The organism is Streptomyces sp. NPDC004752 (assembly GCF_053601275.1).
Genome location: NZ_JBSGBN010000175.1, coordinates 1 through 16766 on the forward strand (window position 1 = coordinate 1; position 16766 = coordinate 16766).

General features: G+C 70.5%; 17 protein-coding genes. 9 read left to right on the forward strand and 8 right to left on the reverse strand.

Going from position 1 to position 16766, the window contains the following annotated elements:
* On the reverse strand, positions 1-1191 hold a 1191-nt coding region (locus tag ACWEKM_RS41860), incomplete at its 3' end, for a streptophobe family protein (protein WP_451626548.1).
* 230 nt (positions 1192-1421) lie between these two features.
* Here ACWEKM_RS41860 and ACWEKM_RS41865 point away from each other — a divergent pair.
* Positions 1422-3935, forward strand: a complete 2514-nt coding sequence (locus tag ACWEKM_RS41865) for an FHA domain-containing protein (protein WP_451626549.1) — start codon at positions 1422-1424, stop codon at positions 3933-3935.
* Positions 3936-4028: 93 nt separating this feature from the next.
* Here the strand turns inward: ACWEKM_RS41865 and ACWEKM_RS41870 are convergent, their stop codons facing one another.
* The 3 genes from ACWEKM_RS41870 to ACWEKM_RS41880 form a co-directional block, all read right to left on the reverse strand.
* Entirely contained in the window at positions 4029-4757 is a 729-nt protein-coding gene (locus tag ACWEKM_RS41870) for a transglycosylase SLT domain-containing protein (protein ID WP_451626550.1), read from the reverse strand.
* Between the two features lie 300 nt (positions 4758-5057).
* Entirely contained in the window at positions 5058-6191 is a 1134-nt protein-coding gene (locus ACWEKM_RS41875; protein ID WP_451626551.1) for an S-adenosylmethionine:tRNA ribosyltransferase-isomerase, read from the reverse strand.
* Positions 6188-6883, reverse strand: a complete 696-nt coding sequence (locus ACWEKM_RS41880; protein WP_451626552.1) for an SDR family NAD(P)-dependent oxidoreductase — start codon at positions 6881-6883, stop codon at positions 6188-6190. The genes ACWEKM_RS41875 and ACWEKM_RS41880 overlap by 4 nt, the downstream gene beginning before the upstream one ends.
* A 227-nt stretch (positions 6884-7110) precedes the next feature.
* Between ACWEKM_RS41880 and ACWEKM_RS41885 the strand changes: the two genes are divergently transcribed.
* The 4 genes from ACWEKM_RS41885 to ACWEKM_RS41900 all read left to right on the forward strand — a co-directional run bounded on the left by ACWEKM_RS41885 (position 7111) and on the right by ACWEKM_RS41900 (position 9739).
* Positions 7111-8265, forward strand: coding sequence for a GAF domain-containing sensor histidine kinase (locus tag ACWEKM_RS41885; protein ID WP_451626553.1), 1155 nt, complete (start codon positions 7111-7113; stop codon positions 8263-8265).
* On the forward strand, positions 8258-8899 hold the full coding sequence (locus ACWEKM_RS41890) for a response regulator (protein WP_451626554.1): 642 nt from the start codon (positions 8258-8260) through the stop codon (positions 8897-8899). The genes ACWEKM_RS41885 and ACWEKM_RS41890 overlap by 8 nt, the downstream gene beginning before the upstream one ends.
* Before the next feature lie 170 nt (positions 8900-9069).
* Positions 9070-9315 carry a chaplin gene (locus ACWEKM_RS41895; protein ID WP_451626555.1) on the forward strand — a complete coding sequence of 82 codons (246 nt, stop codon included), beginning with the start codon at positions 9070-9072 and terminating at the stop codon, positions 9313-9315.
* Positions 9316-9499: 184 nt separating this feature from the next.
* Positions 9500-9739 carry a chaplin gene (locus tag ACWEKM_RS41900; RefSeq protein WP_451626556.1) on the forward strand — a complete coding sequence of 80 codons (240 nt, stop codon included), beginning with the start codon at positions 9500-9502 and terminating at the stop codon, positions 9737-9739.
* A 204-nt stretch (positions 9740-9943) separates the two neighbouring features.
* On the opposite strand, the gene ACWEKM_RS41905 is transcribed toward ACWEKM_RS41900, so the two are convergent.
* Entirely contained in the window at positions 9944-10765 is an 822-nt protein-coding gene (locus tag ACWEKM_RS41905; RefSeq protein ID WP_451626557.1) for a hypothetical protein, read from the reverse strand.
* 317 nt (positions 10766-11082) lie between these two features.
* Between ACWEKM_RS41905 and ACWEKM_RS41910 the strand changes: the two genes are divergently transcribed.
* The 3 genes from ACWEKM_RS41910 (at position 11083) to ACWEKM_RS41920 (ending at position 13449) form a co-directional block, all read left to right on the forward strand.
* Positions 11083-11880, forward strand: coding sequence for an ABC transporter ATP-binding protein (locus tag ACWEKM_RS41910; protein WP_451626558.1), 798 nt, complete (start codon positions 11083-11085; stop codon positions 11878-11880).
* Positions 11881-11930: 50 nt separating this feature from the next.
* Entirely contained in the window at positions 11931-12362 is a 432-nt protein-coding gene (locus tag ACWEKM_RS41915; protein ID WP_451626559.1) for an NfeD family protein, read from the forward strand.
* Between the two features lie 130 nt (positions 12363-12492).
* Positions 12493-13449 carry an SPFH domain-containing protein gene (locus tag ACWEKM_RS41920; protein ID WP_451626560.1) on the forward strand — a complete coding sequence of 319 codons (957 nt, stop codon included), beginning with the start codon at positions 12493-12495 and terminating at the stop codon, positions 13447-13449.
* Positions 13450-13622: 173 nt separating this feature from the next.
* On the opposite strand, the gene ACWEKM_RS41925 is transcribed toward ACWEKM_RS41920, so the two are convergent.
* From ACWEKM_RS41925 to ACWEKM_RS41935, 3 genes are all read right to left on the reverse strand, one after another.
* The gene (locus ACWEKM_RS41925) at positions 13623-14129 is read right to left on the reverse strand and encodes an HNH endonuclease (RefSeq protein WP_451626561.1); all 507 of its coding nucleotides are present in this window, start codon (positions 14127-14129) and stop codon (positions 13623-13625) included.
* A 165-nt stretch (positions 14130-14294) separates the two neighbouring features.
* Positions 14295-14834 (reverse strand): YbhB/YbcL family Raf kinase inhibitor-like protein, encoded by a 540-nt coding sequence (locus ACWEKM_RS41930; RefSeq protein ID WP_451626562.1) that lies wholly within the window; start codon positions 14832-14834, stop codon positions 14295-14297.
* A gap of 40 nt (positions 14835-14874) precedes the next feature.
* Positions 14875-15657 (reverse strand): sporulation protein, encoded by a 783-nt coding sequence (locus ACWEKM_RS41935; RefSeq protein ID WP_451626563.1) that lies wholly within the window; start codon positions 15655-15657, stop codon positions 14875-14877.
* Between the two features lie 138 nt (positions 15658-15795).
* Between ACWEKM_RS41935 and ACWEKM_RS41940 the strand changes: the two genes are divergently transcribed.
* Entirely contained in the window at positions 15796-16437 is a 642-nt protein-coding gene (locus ACWEKM_RS41940; protein ID WP_451626564.1) for a DNA-3-methyladenine glycosylase, read from the forward strand.
* Positions 16438-16766: the final 329 nt, after the last annotated feature.

Consider the following 16766-nt stretch of genomic DNA (forward strand, 5'->3'; position numbering starts at 1 on the left):
GCCCGCGATCTCTGCGGCGGGTGCCGCCGCGCGGCCTGTGGTCCCTGCGCAGGGCGTCCCGGCCCCCCCGTCGGCCCCCGCGCCGGCCGCCCCCACACCGCCCCGTACCCCCACCGGAGTCCGCACCGCGGTCAGTACCCCTGCCAGCAGCACCATGAGGGCCGCCGCCACCCCGAGCAGCCACACCCGGCCGTCCAGCTCGGCCAGCCGCCCGAGCGTCACGGGCCGGTCGGGCTGCCCGGCGAGGAGCCGGTCCAGCGGATCGGGCAGCAGGGCGGTCAGGGCGCCCGTTGCCCTGCCGTCGAAGGGCACGAACAGACCGAGGGGGACGCCCAGCCACACCCCGCCCGGCGCGCCGAGCAGCGCCGCGCCCGCGATGCGCCGGGGATGGTCGTCGCCGATCGCCGCGTACGCCGCTGCCGCGAGCCCCGCCACGACGGCCACGACCAGCACGCCGACGAGCGCCGAGGCCGCCGGCCGGACCACCCGGTGCACGGCGTCCAGACCGCGCGGCAGGGGAGTGCGGCGCGAGGCGAGCAGCGCGATCAGCAGGACGCCCGCGGACCAGCCCAGGCCACCGAGCAGGGTGGGCGCCGTGTCCACGGTGAAGCCGACCGCCGCCTTCGCGTCGATCAGGTCGCCGATCCCCGGGATGCCGAGGCCACCGCCGCCCCCGCCCCCGCCGCCGCCCGAACCGGGCAACTCGTCCGGCCCGAGCGAGCCGCCGTCGATCGTGACGACACCGTGCCCGGCCCAGGCGAGCCCGCCCAGCATCGCCGTGAACAGCGCGACCACCGCCCCCGCGCGCACGAGGAGTTCGGACGGGGCGATCACGACTGCGGCCCCGCGCAGGGACCGCAGGAAGTACCACGCCAACAGCAGGGCGCCCACGAGGCTCACCCCAAGTGGCGTGATCTCGACGGCCGTATGCGTCTCCGCGCCTTTCAGTCCGAAAGCGGACAGATCTCCGGACGGCGAGAGGGAACCACCCGCCCCGAGTGCCACAACCGCCGCCGTCATCGGGCCCAGTGAGCCGGCCGAGTCGGCCCCCAGCAGATGCAGACCGAGCGCGGCCGTGCCCGCCATCGCGATCAACGCCCAGCTCACGGCGGCGATCGCGGACAGCAGGACATCTCCCCACGGCAGCCGCTCGCCGTGCCGCTCGGTCCCGACTCGCGTGGCAGCGTTCATGGCAGACCCCCCGATCCGCGGCGCGGCCGGGTCGGCCGCACATGCCCCCCTCGCGGGGGATTACTACTTTCCGGTCCGGTTTCAACCCCGTCAACGGAAGAAGTCGAAGCGCTGGTACGTGCTCGTGACAAGGCCCGACTTTCGGTCAGAGGGGCGGGCCTGGAATAGTTCCCCACGATGTTCGACATCCCTAGACTCCCTGCGATGGGGGAAACTCGGGGGACAACTCAGTGGGGCATGGAGTGCCGGAACTCGTACTGGAATCAAACGGACGGACCTGGACGCTCGACCCGTCCAGGTCCTACACCCTCGGACGCGATCCGCAGGGAGACATCGTGTTCGATGACGCCAGGGTCTCCTGGCGGCACGCCACGGTCAGCTTCAACGGCCGCAGTTGGGTCATCGACGACCACGGCAGCACCAACGGCACTTTCGTGCGGGGCCAGCGGATCCAGCAGATGGAGATCGGCCCGGGCTCGGCCGTGAACCTCGGCAACGCCACCGACGGGCCGCTGGTGAACCTGTCCGGTGCCGCGGCCGTGGCCGCGCAGCCGCAGCTGCAGCAACAGCCGTACGCGGCCCAGGGCGCGGGGGCCGGCTGGGCCCAGCAGCCGCCGCAGCCGGACTGGCAGCAGCAGCCGCCGCAGCAGGCGGTCCAGCAGCCGTCGATCCCGCAGCAGCCGGGCCCCGGTGGTGGCGCGGGGGCGCCGCCGGTCTACGGCGACCGCAGTCCGACCACGTTCCACCAGTTCTCGCTCGGCCGCGTGATGCGCATCGGCCGTGCCCTGGAGAACGACCTGGTCGTCTCCGACCTCCAGGTCTCCCGCAACCACGCCGAGTTCCACGCGACGCCCGACGGTCGGATGGAGATCCGCGACCTCGGCTCGCACAACGGCACGTACGTCAACGGCCAGCCGATCGCCAAGGGCGGCTCGGCGCTGCTCGGCCCGAACGACATCGTCGGCGTCGGCCACTCCACCTTCCGTATCATCGGCGACCGCCTGGAAGAGTTCGTCGACACCGGTGAGGTCTCCTTCTCGGCCCGCCATCTGACCGTCACCGTCGACGGGGGCAAGCAGATCCTCAAGGACGTCTCCTTCGGCGTCCCGGAGAAGTCCGTGATCGCGGTCATCGGCCCGTCGGGCTCGGGCAAGTCGACCCTGCTCAAGGCGCTCACCGGCTACCGGCCCGCCAACCAGGGCGAGGTCCTCTACGACAACCGCAACCTGTACAAGCAGTTCGCCGAGCTGCGCCAGCGCATCGGTCTGGTCCCGCAGGACGACATCCTGCACAAGGAGCTGACCGTCAAGAAGGCCCTCAAGTACGCGGCCAAGCTGCGCTTCCCGGCCGACACCACGGCCGCCGAACGCGAGGCCCGCATCGACGAGGTGCTGCGCGAACTGAAGCTGGACATCCACAAGGAGAAGAAGGTCACCTCCCTCTCCGGCGGCCAGCGCAAGCGCGTCTCGGTGGCCCTGGAGCTGCTCACCAAGCCGTCGCTGATCTTCCTGGACGAGCCGACCTCCGGCCTCGACCCGGGCATGGACCGCGATGTGATGCAACTGCTGCGCGGCCTCGCCGACGACGGCCGCACGGTCCTCGTCGTCACCCACTCCGTCGCCGAACTGGCCCTGTGCGACAAGCTCCTGGTGATGGCCCCGGGCGGCGCGGTCGCCTACTTCGGCCCGCCCGAGGAGGCGCTGAACTTCTTCGGCTACGACACCTGGGCCGATGTCTTCTCCGCCTTCGAGAACTACCGCGACTACGACTGGTCCGGCCGCTGGAAGGGCTCGCAGCACTACCAGATGTACGCCGCGGACATCGACGCGGTCGCGCCGCAGTCCGTACAGGTGCCGCCGATGCAGGCGATGAAGCCGCCGAAGCCGCAGGGCTGGCTGTCGCAGTTCGGCACGCTGGTGCGCCGCTACACCTCGGTGATCGCCTCCGACCGGGGCTTCCTCGCCCTGATGGTGATCCTGCCGGCGGTGCTCGGAGCGGTGAGCCTGCTGATCAACCCGGACAAGGGCCTGCTGCCCAACCCGGTCAACCCGCAGACCGGCCGGATCATCCCGAACGGCACGGCTACCACGGTGCTGCTGATCCTCGCGGTCGGCGCCTGCTTCGCGGGCGCCGCGAACTCCGTCCGCGAGCTGATCAAGGAACGGGTCATCTACGAGCGGGAACGCGCGACCGGCCTGTCGCGCTCGGCGTATCTGATGTCCAAGGTGTTCGTGCTCGGCATGATCACCGTGCTGCAGGGCCTGCTGGTCGGTGTGATCGGCTTCGCGAGCCGGGAGATCCCCGAGGAGGGCCTGGTGCTCGGCGGCGCCACGCTGGTCGAGCTGTCGCTGCCGATCATGGCGCTGGGCTTCACCTCGATGATGTTCGGCCTGATCATCTCCTCGCTGGTGAAGACGGCCGAGAAGACCATGCCGCTGCTGGTGATGTTCGCGATCATCCAAGTGGTGTTCACGGGCTGTCTGTTCACCCTGCACGGCTCGATCGGCGTCAACGAGTTCTCGTATCTGATGCCGTCGCGCTGGGCCGTCGCCGCCGCGGGCAGCACGCTGGACTTCAACAAGATCAGCCCGCCCGAGACGGCCGGTGACACCGACCCGCTGTGGGACCACACCGTGGGCGCCTGGGGCATGGACATGGCCGCGCTGCTCGCCCTCGGCGTGCTCTGCGGCTTCTTCGTGGCCCGCTTCCTGCGCCGCCACGAGCCCGAGGTCATGCGCAAGTAGGCAGGCGCGTCCGGCCGCGAAGACGGGCCGAGGGCGGCACCCGGCCAACCGGGTGCCGCCCTTCTGCGTTCGTGACTGAGGCCCGCGCCTACCTCAGTACGCGCTGTTGACGTGGTCGATCGAGCCGTACCGGTGGGCCGCGTAGTTGGCGGCGGCGGTGATGTTGGCGACCGGGTCGTAGATGTTCCAGGACGTGCCCGGGACGTGGTACGCCTTGAAGGTCGGCGGGATGACCTGGAGCAGCCCCTTGGACGGGATGCCGTTTCGGGCGTTGATGTCCCAGTTGTTGATGGCGTTCGGGTTGCCGGAGGACTCCCGCATGATGTTGCGGTGCAGCCCGTAATAGCTGCCCGGGATGCCCTTGCTCTTCATGATGTCGAGGGACTTGCGGATCCAGCCGTCGAGGTTGTTGCCGTAGGTCTTCTCGGCGACCGGCTTGACGTCGAGGCGCTGCGAAGACCGGCTCGCGGTCTCCTGCGCGGTGCGCTGCTGGGCGGCCTTCTGGGCGGCCTCGTTCTTCACCGCGGCCTCGGCCTGCTGCTGCGTGGCCTCGGTCTTCTGCTGCGCCGCGATGGCCTCCAGCTTGACGCTCTGGGTGGCGAGCTGGTCGGTGAGGGTTCCCTTGACGTCCGGGATCCGCTCGCTGCTGTATGCCACCTGGGCGGCGGAGACGGGGGCCGAGGAGGTGACCGTCTCCGCGCTGCTGGGAACCGCGGAGAAGGCGACGGCCGCGGCACCGAGGGCACCGACACCGGCGATCGCGATCTTGTGCTGCTTGGTCACCGTCCGACCGAGACTTCGAGTGCTGATGTTCTTGGGCATGGCAGATGGACCTCTTCGAATAGCGCGGAGGTCGCTTCCGTTCTGCGGGGGAAATCGGTTCTCCTCCGCACGGACGCCGCGGACGGAAACCCGCGGCGTTGAGCGACGGCAGCCATTCTTAGCGGTCGCAAAAACCCATGGCAAAGATGTGACGTACGATTCGCGGTAGTGGATCAGTCAGGGGCAAATCGGGACAGACTGGAACGTCTTTCCCGCTCGCAGCGGTCCTATTTATCTCCTATATGCCTTCGTACGTGATCTGCGCCCTATGTGCGGGGTCACATGGGCCCGGTGCTACTCTCACCAAGAGTTGCTGAAGCAATGCTCTGTGTGAGGTTTCTCCTCCGGGAGGATGAGGTGCACATCGCCGAACTCGTGCCACAGGTAGAGCCCGTCCAGGGCCGCCTCGTAGCCGCGGTGGACTGCCGCACGCCCCGCCACCGCCTCCAGCATCAGCAGATGCGACGCCTCCGGCTCGTGCAGCCCGGTCAGCAGCCCCTCGACGACCCGCACCCCCCGCTCGGGCGTCACCACCAGATCCGTCCACCCCTCGGCCGCCCGCACCACCCCGTCCGCACCCGTCGCCGACTCCAGGGCCCGCACGGCCGTCGTCCCGACCGCGATCACCCGCCCGCCCGGCCGTCGACCACCACCCGGCAAAGGAAGCGCTTCGTGCCCTGCCCGGTCCGCCCGTACGGCGTTGACCAGCCACGCCGAGGCCGCGGGCACCGCGAACCACTCCGGGTACGGCGGCTCGTGCGCCTCCGCCGAGGCCACCCCGGTGTGCAGCGTGACCGGCGCGAACCGCACACCCCGGCTCACCAGCTCCGCCACCAGACGGGCCGTGAAGGGCCGCGCGGCACTCGGCATCTCCGCACCGCCCGCCCCGTCGGGCGACGGCAGCGCGAACACCGTCTGGTACGCCGACAGCGACTGGTCCCGCTCCGTGTAGGCGTAGCGGATGGGCCGCCCGTGCGCCCGCAGCAGCCCGGTGACCTCCGCCCCGTACACCCGCGCCCACCACAGCCGCACACCCCGCTCGCTCAGCGGCTCCTCCAGCACCAGCCGTGCCCCGCCGGGCAGCCGCACCTCTGTACCCGCGGGCCCGCCCGCACGAGCGTGCGTGGTGCCCCTGCCGTCCGGATCCCGCAGTTCCACCGCCAACCGCCCGTCGTCCCCGCGCGTCGAGAAATGCACCACCACACGCGCGTGCCCGATCCGCCCGTCCACCGCGGCGGCCAGCGTCGGCGAGGTGTTCACGACCAGCAGATCCCCGGCCCGCAGCAGCCCCGGCAGTTCGGCGAACGCATGGTGCGCCACCTCGTCGCCGCGCGACACGAGAAGCCGTACGGCATCCCGGCCGAGCCCCGGACCGCGCTGCTCGGGCGGCACCCGCGCGGACAACTCCTCCGGCACCCGCAACGCCGACCTCATCGCCCCTCCAGCAGCGCCGGCGCCGCGTACCGGCCACTCGCCGGGCGCTCCTCCAGCAGTCGCAGGAAGGCGGGCACCACACCGGCCGGCGCGGGCCGCGGGCCGTCGTCGTCCGGTACGGCCGCCGCGTACAGGTCCGTCGCCATGTCCCCGGGGTCCACCGCCCACACCCGCAGCCCCGGCTCCTCCTCGCCCAGCACCGCCGCGAGCTGGTCCAGAGCCGCCTTCGAGGCGCCGTAGCCGCCCCAGGTCTCGTACGCCTCGGCCGCCGCGTCCGAGCTGACCGCGATCACCGCGCCCGCCGCCGACTCGCGCAGCAGCGGCAGCGCCTCCTGGACCAGACCCAGCGCCGCGACCACATTCACCTCCAGCGCCCTGCGCAGCCCGTCAAGGGGCAGCTCGGCCAGCCGCGCCAGCGGCTCCGCGCCCAGCGCGCTCGCATTGCTCACCAGCAGATCGACGCCGCCCAGCGCACGCGCGGCGGCCACCAGCTCGGCCCGGTGCCCGGCGTCGGTGACGTCCCCGGTCCGGGCCTCCACGCGCGTGCCGTGCGCGGCGATCTCTCCCCCCGCCCGCGCCAGGGCCGCGCCGCCCCGCGCGTCGAGCACCAGATCCCAGCCGCGGGCGGCCAACGCCTCGGCCAGTGCCCGCCCCAACCCCTTCGACGCGCCCGTGATGATCGCTACCGGCATGACAACCGTCCCCTCGGTCTCACCCGCCTCGGTTCGGCGGTGGCCCCACCGTAGGAACGCAACCCGGTCGGCCGCCTCGGACGCGGGCCGCACACCGGCGGGGTCCTTCGGCCTACGCCACCGGTCGGAGGCCCGGGACCTACACCGGTGGGCCTAGGCCCACCGGCCCACCCCCGGCGGCCACCGGTCCGATCCGCGCTGTCACACCCCGCCGGTACCGTGAGGACATGAGTCACGGCCCCCGGTCCGGCCTCGCCGCGGTCAGCTCCGCGCTCCTGGCCATGAGCAGGCACCTGGAGGTGCGCGACGTCCTCAAGACGATCGTCGCCTCGGCGCGCGAGCTGCTCGACGCGCACTACGCCGCGCTCGGCGTCCCGGACGATCACGGCGGGTTCGCCCAGTTCGTGGTCGACGGCGTCAGCGACGCCCAGTGGAAGGCCATCGGCCCGCTCCCGCGCCAGCACGGCATCCTGGCCGCGATGCTGCACGAGGCCACCCCCGTGCGCCTCGCCGACGTCCGCAAGGACCCGCGCTTCGAGGGCTGGCCCACCGCCCACCCCGAGCTGTCCGACTTCCTCGGACTGCCGATCCGCGACGGCGACGAGGCCATCGGCGCGCTGTTCCTCGCCAACAAGCGGCGCCCGAAGGGACACCGCCGGGACCCCGGCTGCGGATTCACCGAGGAGGACGAGGAACTCCTCGCCATCCTCGCCCAGCACGCAGCGATCGCCCTCACCAACGCCCGCCTCTACGAGCGCAGCCGCGAACTCACCATCGCCGAGGAACGCTCCCGCCTCGCCCACGAACTGCACGACGCGGTCAGCCAGAAGCTCTTCTCGCTGCGCCTGACCGCCCAGGCGGCGGCCCGTCTCGTCGACCGCGACCCGTTGCGCGCCAAGGGCGAGTTGCAGCAGGTGGCCGCGCTCGCCGCGGAGGCGGCCGACGAACTGCGCGCCGCCGTCGTCGAGTTGCGGCCCGCGGCCCTCGACGAGGACGGCCTGCTCGCCACCCTGCGCACCCAGATCCAGGTCCTCGACCGCGCCCACACCGCGCGCGTGACCTTCGCGAGCACATGCTTCCGCGCCCTGCCCGCCGCCCAGGAGGAGGCCCTGCTGCGCGTCGCCCAGGAAGCCCTGCACAACGCCCTGCGGCACTCCGGAGCCGCACATGTCGACGTGACCGTGAACCGGCGCGGCTGCGGGGCAGTCCTGTGCGTCACCGACGACGGCGGCGGCTTCGACCCGCGCTCCGTGCACCGCGCGGGGCGCCATCTCGGCCTGGTCTCCATGCGCGACCGGGCGAGCGGCGTCGGCGGCACGCTGACCGTGGAATCGGAGCCCGGCAAGGGCACCACGATCGAGATGGAGGTCCCCGGTGGCTGACGCGATCAGAGTCCTGCTCGTCGACGACCACCAGGTCGTCCGCCGGGGACTGCGCACCTTCCTGGAGGTGCAGGACGACATCGAGGTCGTCGGCGAGGCCGCCGACGGCGCCGAAGGGGTCGACCGCGCCGAGGAACTGCGCCCCGACGTCGTCCTGATGGACGTCAGGATGCCGGGCATGGACGGCATCGACGCGCTGCGCAGGCTCCGGGAACTCGGCAACCCCGCGCGCGTGCTGATCGTCACCAGCTTCACCGAGCAGCGCACCGTGGTCCCGGCCCTGCGCGCGGGCGCCGCCGGATACGTCTACAAGGACGTGGACCCGGACGCGCTCGCCGGCGCCATCCGCTCCGTACACGCCGGACACATCCTGCTCCAACCGGAGGTGGCCGGCGCGCTGCTCTCCCAGGAGGAGGCCAATTCCGGCCAGGGCCGCGGAGGTTCGCTCACCGAGCGGGAGCGCGAGGTGCTCGGCCTGATAGCCGACGGCCGCTCCAACCGGGAGATCGCCCGCGCCCTCGTGCTGTCCGAGAAGACGGTCAAGACGCACGTCTCGAACATCCTGATGAAACTGGACCTCGCGGACCGCACCCAGGCCGCGTTGTGGGCCGTCCGACACGGCCTGACCGGCTGAAACGCCCCCCGTGGGACCTCACCCCCGGCAGCACGGAGGGTTCCGTTCCGAGCTGAGATTCATACCGTCGTGGGAATGTCACCCGGATGGCGCATCCTCCGTGGATCTCCGGCGTTCTCCAGTGCGTGCCACGGCAACTTGCCGCGGTGATCGCCAAGGAGGGCTTAGAAGTGAAGAACCTGAAGAAGGCAGCGGCCGTGACGATGGTGGCCGGTGGCCTGGTGGCCGCCGGTGCCGGGATGGCCTCCGCCACCGAAGGCTCGTGGGCCGGCGGCAAGGCCGAGCACTCCCCGGGCGTCGTCTCCGGGAACGTCATCCAGGCCCCGGTGCACATCCCGGTGAACGCGGTCGGCAACAGCGTGAACGTCATCGGTGTGCTGAACCCCGCCTTCGGCAACCTCGGCCTCAACGGCTGACGCCGCGCCGCGCGGCGTCAGCGACCGCCGGCCTCCCGGACACCGGGAGGCCGGTCCGTTTGTCGTCCCAATCGTCCGATCGGGCTGTCGGCCGCGCAGCTCCGTACCGCCCGGACCCCATCGACGTTGATCAGCGTGCGACCCATGCCGGGTCGGCCACGCACACGCAGGAGGAACGTTTCCAATGAACATCGCCAAGAAGGCCGCCGTAGCCATGACCCTCGCCGGTATCGCCGCGGGCGCTTCGGCCGGTGCGGCCTTCGCCGACTCGGGAGCCGTGGGCGCGGCCGAGCAGTCCCCGGGCGTCGGCTCCGGCAACGTGGCTCAGGTCCCGGTCCACGTTCCCGTCAACGCCACCGGCCTCAGCGTCAACGTGATCGGCCTGCTGAACCCGGCATTCGGCAACCAGAGCGCCAACGGCTGAGCCAGAGCGGACCGACCAGGGCCCCGCCGGTCCGACGACGACCACGAGCGGGGCCCTGCGGCCGCAGCAACCGCCTCACCCAAGGGCACGCGGTACGGCCTTACGCAAGGGCGTGCGGTACCGCCTTCACAAGGGCACGCGGCACCGCACCACGCGAAGCCACCACCGCCCCCACTGCCCCCGTTACCCCTCCCGCGCCCCCGCTCACCGCATTCCCCGTTCCCGCTCCTCCACAACGGAGTTGTACGCCGCGACCAGCGCCCGCCGGGCCGTCCGCTCCACCGGACGCAGCGCGGCGCCCCGCGCCGCCATCTCCGACGCACTCACCGCCCCGCCGTGCCCGTTCTCGTACGCCAGCGACACCAACAGGCCCACCCGCTGCGCCAACTCCAGGACCCGCACCGCCCGCGGCGGATACCCCGGCGCCAACACCTCCCACCCCCGCCCGCCCGTCGCCGGGGCGCTGCGCGCCGCCCCCTCGACCCGCGCCCGGTACGCGTCGATCGCCGCCTCGGCCACCGGACCCGACCCGGCGAGATCCAGCCGCGACAGCAACTCCGTCGCCTCCCGCAGCGCCTCCGTCAACTCCCGCTCGGCCTCACCCAGCGACGGCACGTCGGCGGGCGGCGCCTGGCGCACCGGCAGACAACGCCAGACCACCTCGACGTGCACATCGCCGTCCGGGCCCGCCTCGTACACCTCGGGCACCAACCCGAACGCGGCGCCATGACAGACCACCGCCTCCTCCGCCTCCAGCGCCCGCGTGTTGAACTCGGGCGGCCCGCTCAGCCCCAGCGGATGCCCGGGCTGCGGCAGTGCCACCCGCAACCCCGTCACGCCCAGCGCCCGCAACCGGCCCAGCCCGAGCGTGAGACCGACCGGCGCCGGCTCACCCGGCAGCCCCTCCAACCGGTGCACCGCGTCCTCGCCCACGATGGCGAGTACGGCGTCGTCCGGGGAGACGAGTCCGGCCAAGAGGGCATTTCCCCAAGCGGCAAGGCGTCCTGAACGCGGTTCCGAGAGCATGCCCCCACCCTAAGAGCTGCGAACAGAGTGGGAGTCCGATCAGGGTGCGGCGTCTGGTGCGTGCGATGGCAAGGCGCCGGAAGGTCCTCGTAGCGGAGCTACCAGGGCGTTTCGGCAACGCCGCGAGCGTGCGTGCCAGACGCCGCGCGCCGGGCGCCCATTCTGTTCGCAGCTCTAAGGACCGGACCGATGGAATGGAGCGCGGCACCGGTGGCGTAGATTTCGTAGGGGCTGCGCCCACCGGCGCGGCGGACCGAGCCACTGGCGACCGCGACAGCGCCGAGACCGGCCACAACGCAAGGGGAGACAACGCGCTCATGAGCGATGTTCTGGAGCTTCAGGACGTATCGGTGGTCCGTGAGGGCCGGGCTCTGGTGGACCAGGTCTCCTGGTCGGTCAAGGAGGGCGAGCGCTGGATCATCCTCGGCCCCAACGGCGCGGGCAAGACCACCCTGCTCAACGTCGCCTCCAGCTACCTCTTCCCCAGCAAGGGCACCGCCACCATCCTCGGCGAGACCCTCGGCAGGCCCGGCACGGACGTCTTCGAACTACGCCCGCGCATCGGCGTGGCCGGCGTCGCCATGACCGAGAAGCTCCCCAAGCGCCAGACCGTCCTGGAGACCGTGCTCACCGCCGCGTACGGCATGACCGCCCACTGGCAGGAGGACTACGAGGAGGTCGACGAACAGCGCGCCCGCGCCTTCCTGGACCGCCTCGGCATGAGCGAGTACCTCGACCGGAAGTTCGGCACGCTCTCCGAGGGCGAGCGCAAGCGCACCATGATCGCCCGCGCCCTGATGACCGACCCCGAACTCCTTCTCCTCGACGAGCCGGCCGCCGGACTAGACCTCGGCGGCCGCGAGGACCTGGTCCGCCGCCTCGGCCGCCTCGCCCGCGACCCGATCGCCCCCTCCATGATCATGGTCACCCACCATGTCGAGGAGATCGCCCCCGGCTTCACCCACGTCCTCATGATCCGCCAGGGCAAGGTCATGGCCGCCGGCCCGCTGGAGCTCGAACTCACCTCCCGCAACCTCTCCCTCTGCTTCGGCCTCCCGCTCGTCGTCGAGCAGGTCGGCGACCGCTGGACCGCCCAGGGCCTGCCGCTGTCCTGACTTCCTTCGCGCCCTGTCCGACACGGGACCCGCGGCCCTACCATGACCACGTGGACAACATCGACGCATGGGTGTGGTGGCTGGTCGGCGCGGCGGCGCTCGGTATCCCGCTGGTCATCACCGCGATGCCGGAGTTCGGCATGTTCGCGGTGGGCGCCATCGCCGCGGCGGTGCTCGCCGGCCTCGGCTTCGACGTGGTGGTCCAGGTGCTCGGCTTCGTGATCGTCTCGGTCGCCCTCATCGCCGTCGTACGGCCCCTTGCCAACCGGCACAGCCGACAGCGGCCCGGACTCGCCACCGGCGTGGACGCGTTGAAGGGCAAACAGGCCGTCGTGCTGGAGCGCGTCGACGCGTCCGGCGGCCGCATCAAGCTCGCCGGAGAGGTCTGGTCGGCACGCGCCCTCGACACCGGCCGCGCCTATGAGGCGGGTCAGGAGGTGGACGTCGTGGACATCGAGGGGGCCACCGCGATCGTCATCTGACCTCGCGGGACTCAACTGCACCGAACGGACCACGAGTTGTCCGACGGTCTGCCAGACTCGACCAGCAAGATCTTCAACAACATAAGATCTTCCGAAAGCGCCGAGGCGGAGAAGGGTACGGGGAACAACGATGGCACCGATCATCATCGTCCTGATCATTCTGGTGGTGTTGGTCTTCATCGCCCTGATCAAGACGATCCAGGTCATCCCACAGGCCAGCGCCGCCATTGTGGAGCGATTCGGCCGCTACACGCGGACACTGAACGCGGGCCTCAACATCGTCGTCCCGTTCATCGACACCATCCGCAACCGCATCGACCTGCGCGAACAGGTCGTCCCGTTCCCGCCGCAGCCGGTGATCACCCAGGACAACCTGGTCGTGAACATCGACACCGTCATCTACTACCAGGTGACCGACGCCCGGGCCGCCACCTACGAGGTCGCCAGCTACATCCAGGCCATCGAGCAACTCACCGTCACCACCCTGCGCAACATCATCGGTGGCATGGACCTGGAGCGCACCCTGACCTCCCGCGAGGAGATCAACGCGGCCCTGCGCGGCGTCCTCGACGAGGCCACCGGCAAGTGGGGCATCCGCGTCAACCGCGTGGAACTGAAGGCCATCGAACCGCCCACCTCCATCCAGGACTCGATGGAGAAGCAGATGCGTGCCGACCGTGACAAGCGCGCGGCGATCCTCACCGCGGAAGGTACGCGCCAGGCCGCCATCCTCACCGCCGAAGGTGAGAAGCAGTCCCAGATCCTGCGCGCCGAAGGTGAGGCCAAGGCCGCCGCGTTGCGCGCCGAGGGCGAGGCCCAGGCCGTCCGCACGGTCTTCGAGGCGATCCACGCCGGTGACCCGGACCAGAAGCTCCTGTCCTACCAGTACCTCCAGATGCTCCCGAAGATCGCCGAAGGCGACGCCAACAAGCTCTGGATCGTGCCCAGCGAGATCGGCGACGCCCTCAAGGGCCTGTCCGGCGCCATGGGCAACTTCGGCCCGCTGGCGGGCGGTTCAGGGGGCAACGGCTCGTCGGGCGACAAGGGCACGATGGCGGAGCGCCGCGAAAAGCCCCAGATCGACTGACGCTTGCTTCCAACAACACCGCACAACCCCGCGCCCCCAAAGGGGCGCGGGGTTGTGCGCGAGCAACAACGCACGACCTGAGGACGGCAGCGCCCTGAAGGGGCGCGGGGAACTGCGCGAGCGACCACGAACAACCCGCAGTCGCCCCCCGCACCAGCCGCTACGGCGACCGCTCAGGCAGCATCCCGAGCCAACCAGTCCGGCAGCGCCTCGAACTCCTCGGCCCCCAGCGCAAGCAACATCGCATCGGCCGGCGTCGGCTCGAACGGCTTCCGCAGCAGCGGCATACCCGCCTGCTCCGGAGTCCGGTCGGCCTTGCGGTGGTTGTCCTCGGCGCACGAGGCCACCGTGTTCAGCCAGGTGTCCTGCCCGCCCCGCGACCGCGGCACCACATGGTCCACAGTCGTCGCCCGCCGCCCGCAGTACGCGCAGCGGTGCCGGTCCCGCACCAGCACACCCCGCCTCGACCACGGTGCCTGTCTTCGGAACGGCACCCGTACGTATCTGCACAGCCGGATCACCCGAGGCGCGGGTATGTCCACATCGGCGCCCCGCATCCGCAGTTCGGGGTGGGCCTGCTCGACGACCGCCTTGTCCTGGAGCACCAGCACGACGGCTCGGTTCAGCGTCACCGTCGACAGCGGCTCGAAGCTCGCGTTCAGCACCAGCGTGTCCCGCACCAGCCCACCTCCCGTGTGCACCGCCCACCCCCCGGCGGGCTTGGATCAACTCTGGACGGGCACGCCGAGATGGACAACGCAATAAAAAATGCCCGCCCCCGATCACATCCAAGACCGGGGGCGGGCAAACGTTCCATGAACGCTCGGCTGATTCGGCGGGCCGGATCAGCCCTTCGCAGGGTTCTCGTACTCGCCGATGAGCCGGGCGCGCGCGATCGCGTGAAAGCGCAGATTGAAGCCGACGACGGCGGGCGAGGCGTCGGCGTCCGGACCCAGCTTCTCCTGGTCCACCGCGTACACGGTGAAGACGTACCGGTGCGGGCCGTCACCGGGCGGCGGCGCGGCACCGCCGAAGTCCTTCGTGCCGTAGTCGTTGCGCACCTGCACCGCGCCCGCGGGCAGACCCTCGAACCCGCCGCTGCCCGCGCCCGCCGGCAGCCCGGTCACCGAGACCGGGATGTCGAACACGGTCCAGTGCCAAAAACCGCTGCCCGTCGGCGCGTCCGGGTCGTAGCACGTCACGGCGAAACTCTTGGTCTCGGGCGGGAAGCCCTCCCACCGCAGCTGCGGCGAGGTGTTGCCGGCCGCGTAGACCTGAGCGTCCTTGAGCGTCGCCCCCTCCTCGATGTCCTCGCTCGTCACCGTGAACGACGGCACGGGCGGGTGGAAATCATGGGGGAGCGGCCGCCGCTTGAGCTCGGTCACCTCGGTACCTCCTGATCCGTTCCTGCAGAGGGAACCGAGCCTAGAACCAGTTACGCCTGCTGCCGACCTCGGACAGCCACTGGTTGAGGTACGCCGCCCAATCGGTCCCGTGGAAGTCGTGCAGCCCCACCTGGAAGGACCGGAAGGTGTCGCTGCCCTCGCTGAACAGCCCGCCCTTCTTGTCCATTTCGAGAACGACGTCCATGAACTGCTCGTCGGCCACAAAGCTCAGCTCGACCTGGTTCAGACCGTGGTACTGCGACGGCGGATAGAACTCGATCTCCTGGTAGAACGGCAGCCGCTGCCGCGTGTTCCGGATGTGACCGCGCTCCAGGTCCGCGTTCTTGAAGCGGAAGCCCAACTGGATGAACGCGTCCAGGATCGCCTTCTGCGCCGGCAGCGGGTGCACATTGACCGGGTCCAGGTCGCCGGAGTCCACCGCGCGGGAGATCTCCAGCTCGGTCGTCACCCCGATGTGCATCCCGCGCAGCGCCTGCCCGTCGATCATCGTGACGGGCGTCTCCCAGGGGATCTCCAGTCCGAACGGCACCGTGTGCACGGCCCCCGCCTGCAACTCGAACGCGCCACCGAGCCGCACCTTGGTGAACTCGATGTTCTGCTTGTACTCCTCGTCGCCGCTCTCCACCTCGACCCGCGCCTGCAGGCCGACGCTCAGCCCCTGGATCTCCTGGTTCACGGATCCGCCTTGGATTCGCACCTCACCCTGGACGACGCCGCCCGGCACCACATTCTCCTCGGTGAGCACCGTCTCGACCGAAGCGCCACCGGCCCCCAGACTCGCGAGCAGCTTCTTGAACGCCATGACTCTCCCTTTACGTACGGACCCTTGATCCCTACAAACGCGATCCGGGCCCAGCCGGTTCCGCGGCACATCCTGGCAACGGCGGGATCCGCCGACCACCCCTTGGCACCCACTCCTGCTGGACTACGCTCAAGGGCCATGATCGTGCCCCCGGACCGCACGCCACTCCCCAGGAGCTTCTTCGACCGTCCCGTACTGCAGGTCGCCCCCGACCTCCTCGGCCGCATCCTGGTACGGACCACCCCGGACGGCCCGATCGTGCTGCGCCTGACGGAGGTCGAGGCGTACGACGGCCCGAACGACCCGGGCTCGCACGCCTATCGCGGCCGCACCCCCCGCAACGACGTGATGTTCGGTCCGCCCGGACACGTGTACGTCTACTTCACCTATGGCATGTGGCACTGCATGAACCTCGTCTGCGGCCCCGAAGGGACAGCGAGCGCCGTACTGCTCCGCGCCGGCGAGATCATCGAGGGCGTCGAGCTGGCACGTAAACGTCGACTATCGGCCCGAAACGACAAGGAACTGGCCAAAGGCCCGGCCCGCCTGACCACGGCCCTGGGCGTGGATCGAGCCCTTGACGACACGGACGCCTGCGCCCCCGGCGACACCCCGCTGAGAGTGGCCACCGGTACCCCCGTACCCCCCGACCAGGTACGCAACGGTCCGCGCACGGGTGTGTCCGGCGACGGCGGCGTCCACCCATGGCGCTTCTGGATCGCCGACGACACGACGGTGAGCCCTTATCGGGCCCATGCACCCCGACGTCGCTCAAGTTGACGCGTTCTTGAAGGATGCGTAACGTAGCCCGAGCCGCTTGAACCGGGTACGGCATTCGCCAGCAGCCGGAAGCGGCCAACCCACTACCTGCGATACCCCTCAGCGAGGGAAAATTCTGCATGTCTGCATGCTCGAATTCAAGAACTCGCGAACTCGATTATGAGTTGCCGAGGGAATCCGCTAACGTAGTGAATGTCGAAAGGCCCCGCCGACCGGGAATCAGATCCGAAAAGGTCTGATAGAGTCGGAAACACCGAAGGGAAGCGCCCGGAGGAAAGCCCGAGAGGGTGAGTACGAAGGAAGCGTCCGTTCCTTGAGAACTCAACAGC

What these genes read in the sequence shown, in the direction of transcription:
- ACWEKM_RS41920 (WP_451626560.1), top strand. Translation starts at nt 12,493, where the DNA reads ATGGCACCGATCATCATCGTCCTGATCATTCTGGTGGTGTTGGTCTTC.
- ACWEKM_RS41905 (WP_451626557.1), bottom strand. Translation starts at nt 10,765, where the DNA reads ATGCTCTCGGAACCGCGTTCAGGACGCCTTGCCGCTTGGGGAAATGCC.
- ACWEKM_RS41870 (WP_451626550.1), bottom strand. Translation starts at nt 4,757, where the DNA reads ATGCCCAAGAACATCAGCACTCGAAGTCTCGGTCGGACGGTGACCAAG.
- ACWEKM_RS41910 (WP_451626558.1), top strand. Translation starts at nt 11,083, where the DNA reads ATGAGCGATGTTCTGGAGCTTCAGGACGTATCGGTGGTCCGTGAGGGC.
- ACWEKM_RS41935 (WP_451626563.1), bottom strand. Translation starts at nt 15,657, where the DNA reads ATGGCGTTCAAGAAGCTGCTCGCGAGTCTGGGGGCCGGTGGCGCTTCG.
- ACWEKM_RS41875 (WP_451626551.1), bottom strand. Translation starts at nt 6,191, where the DNA reads ATGAGGTCGGCGTTGCGGGTGCCGGAGGAGTTGTCCGCGCGGGTGCCG.
- ACWEKM_RS41900 (WP_451626556.1), top strand. Translation starts at nt 9,500, where the DNA reads ATGAACATCGCCAAGAAGGCCGCCGTAGCCATGACCCTCGCCGGTATC.
- ACWEKM_RS41880 (WP_451626552.1), bottom strand. Translation starts at nt 6,883, where the DNA reads ATGCCGGTAGCGATCATCACGGGCGCGTCGAAGGGGTTGGGGCGGGCA.
- ACWEKM_RS41885 (WP_451626553.1), top strand. Translation starts at nt 7,111, where the DNA reads ATGAGTCACGGCCCCCGGTCCGGCCTCGCCGCGGTCAGCTCCGCGCTC.
- ACWEKM_RS41940 (WP_451626564.1), top strand. Translation starts at nt 15,796, where the DNA reads ATGATCGTGCCCCCGGACCGCACGCCACTCCCCAGGAGCTTCTTCGAC.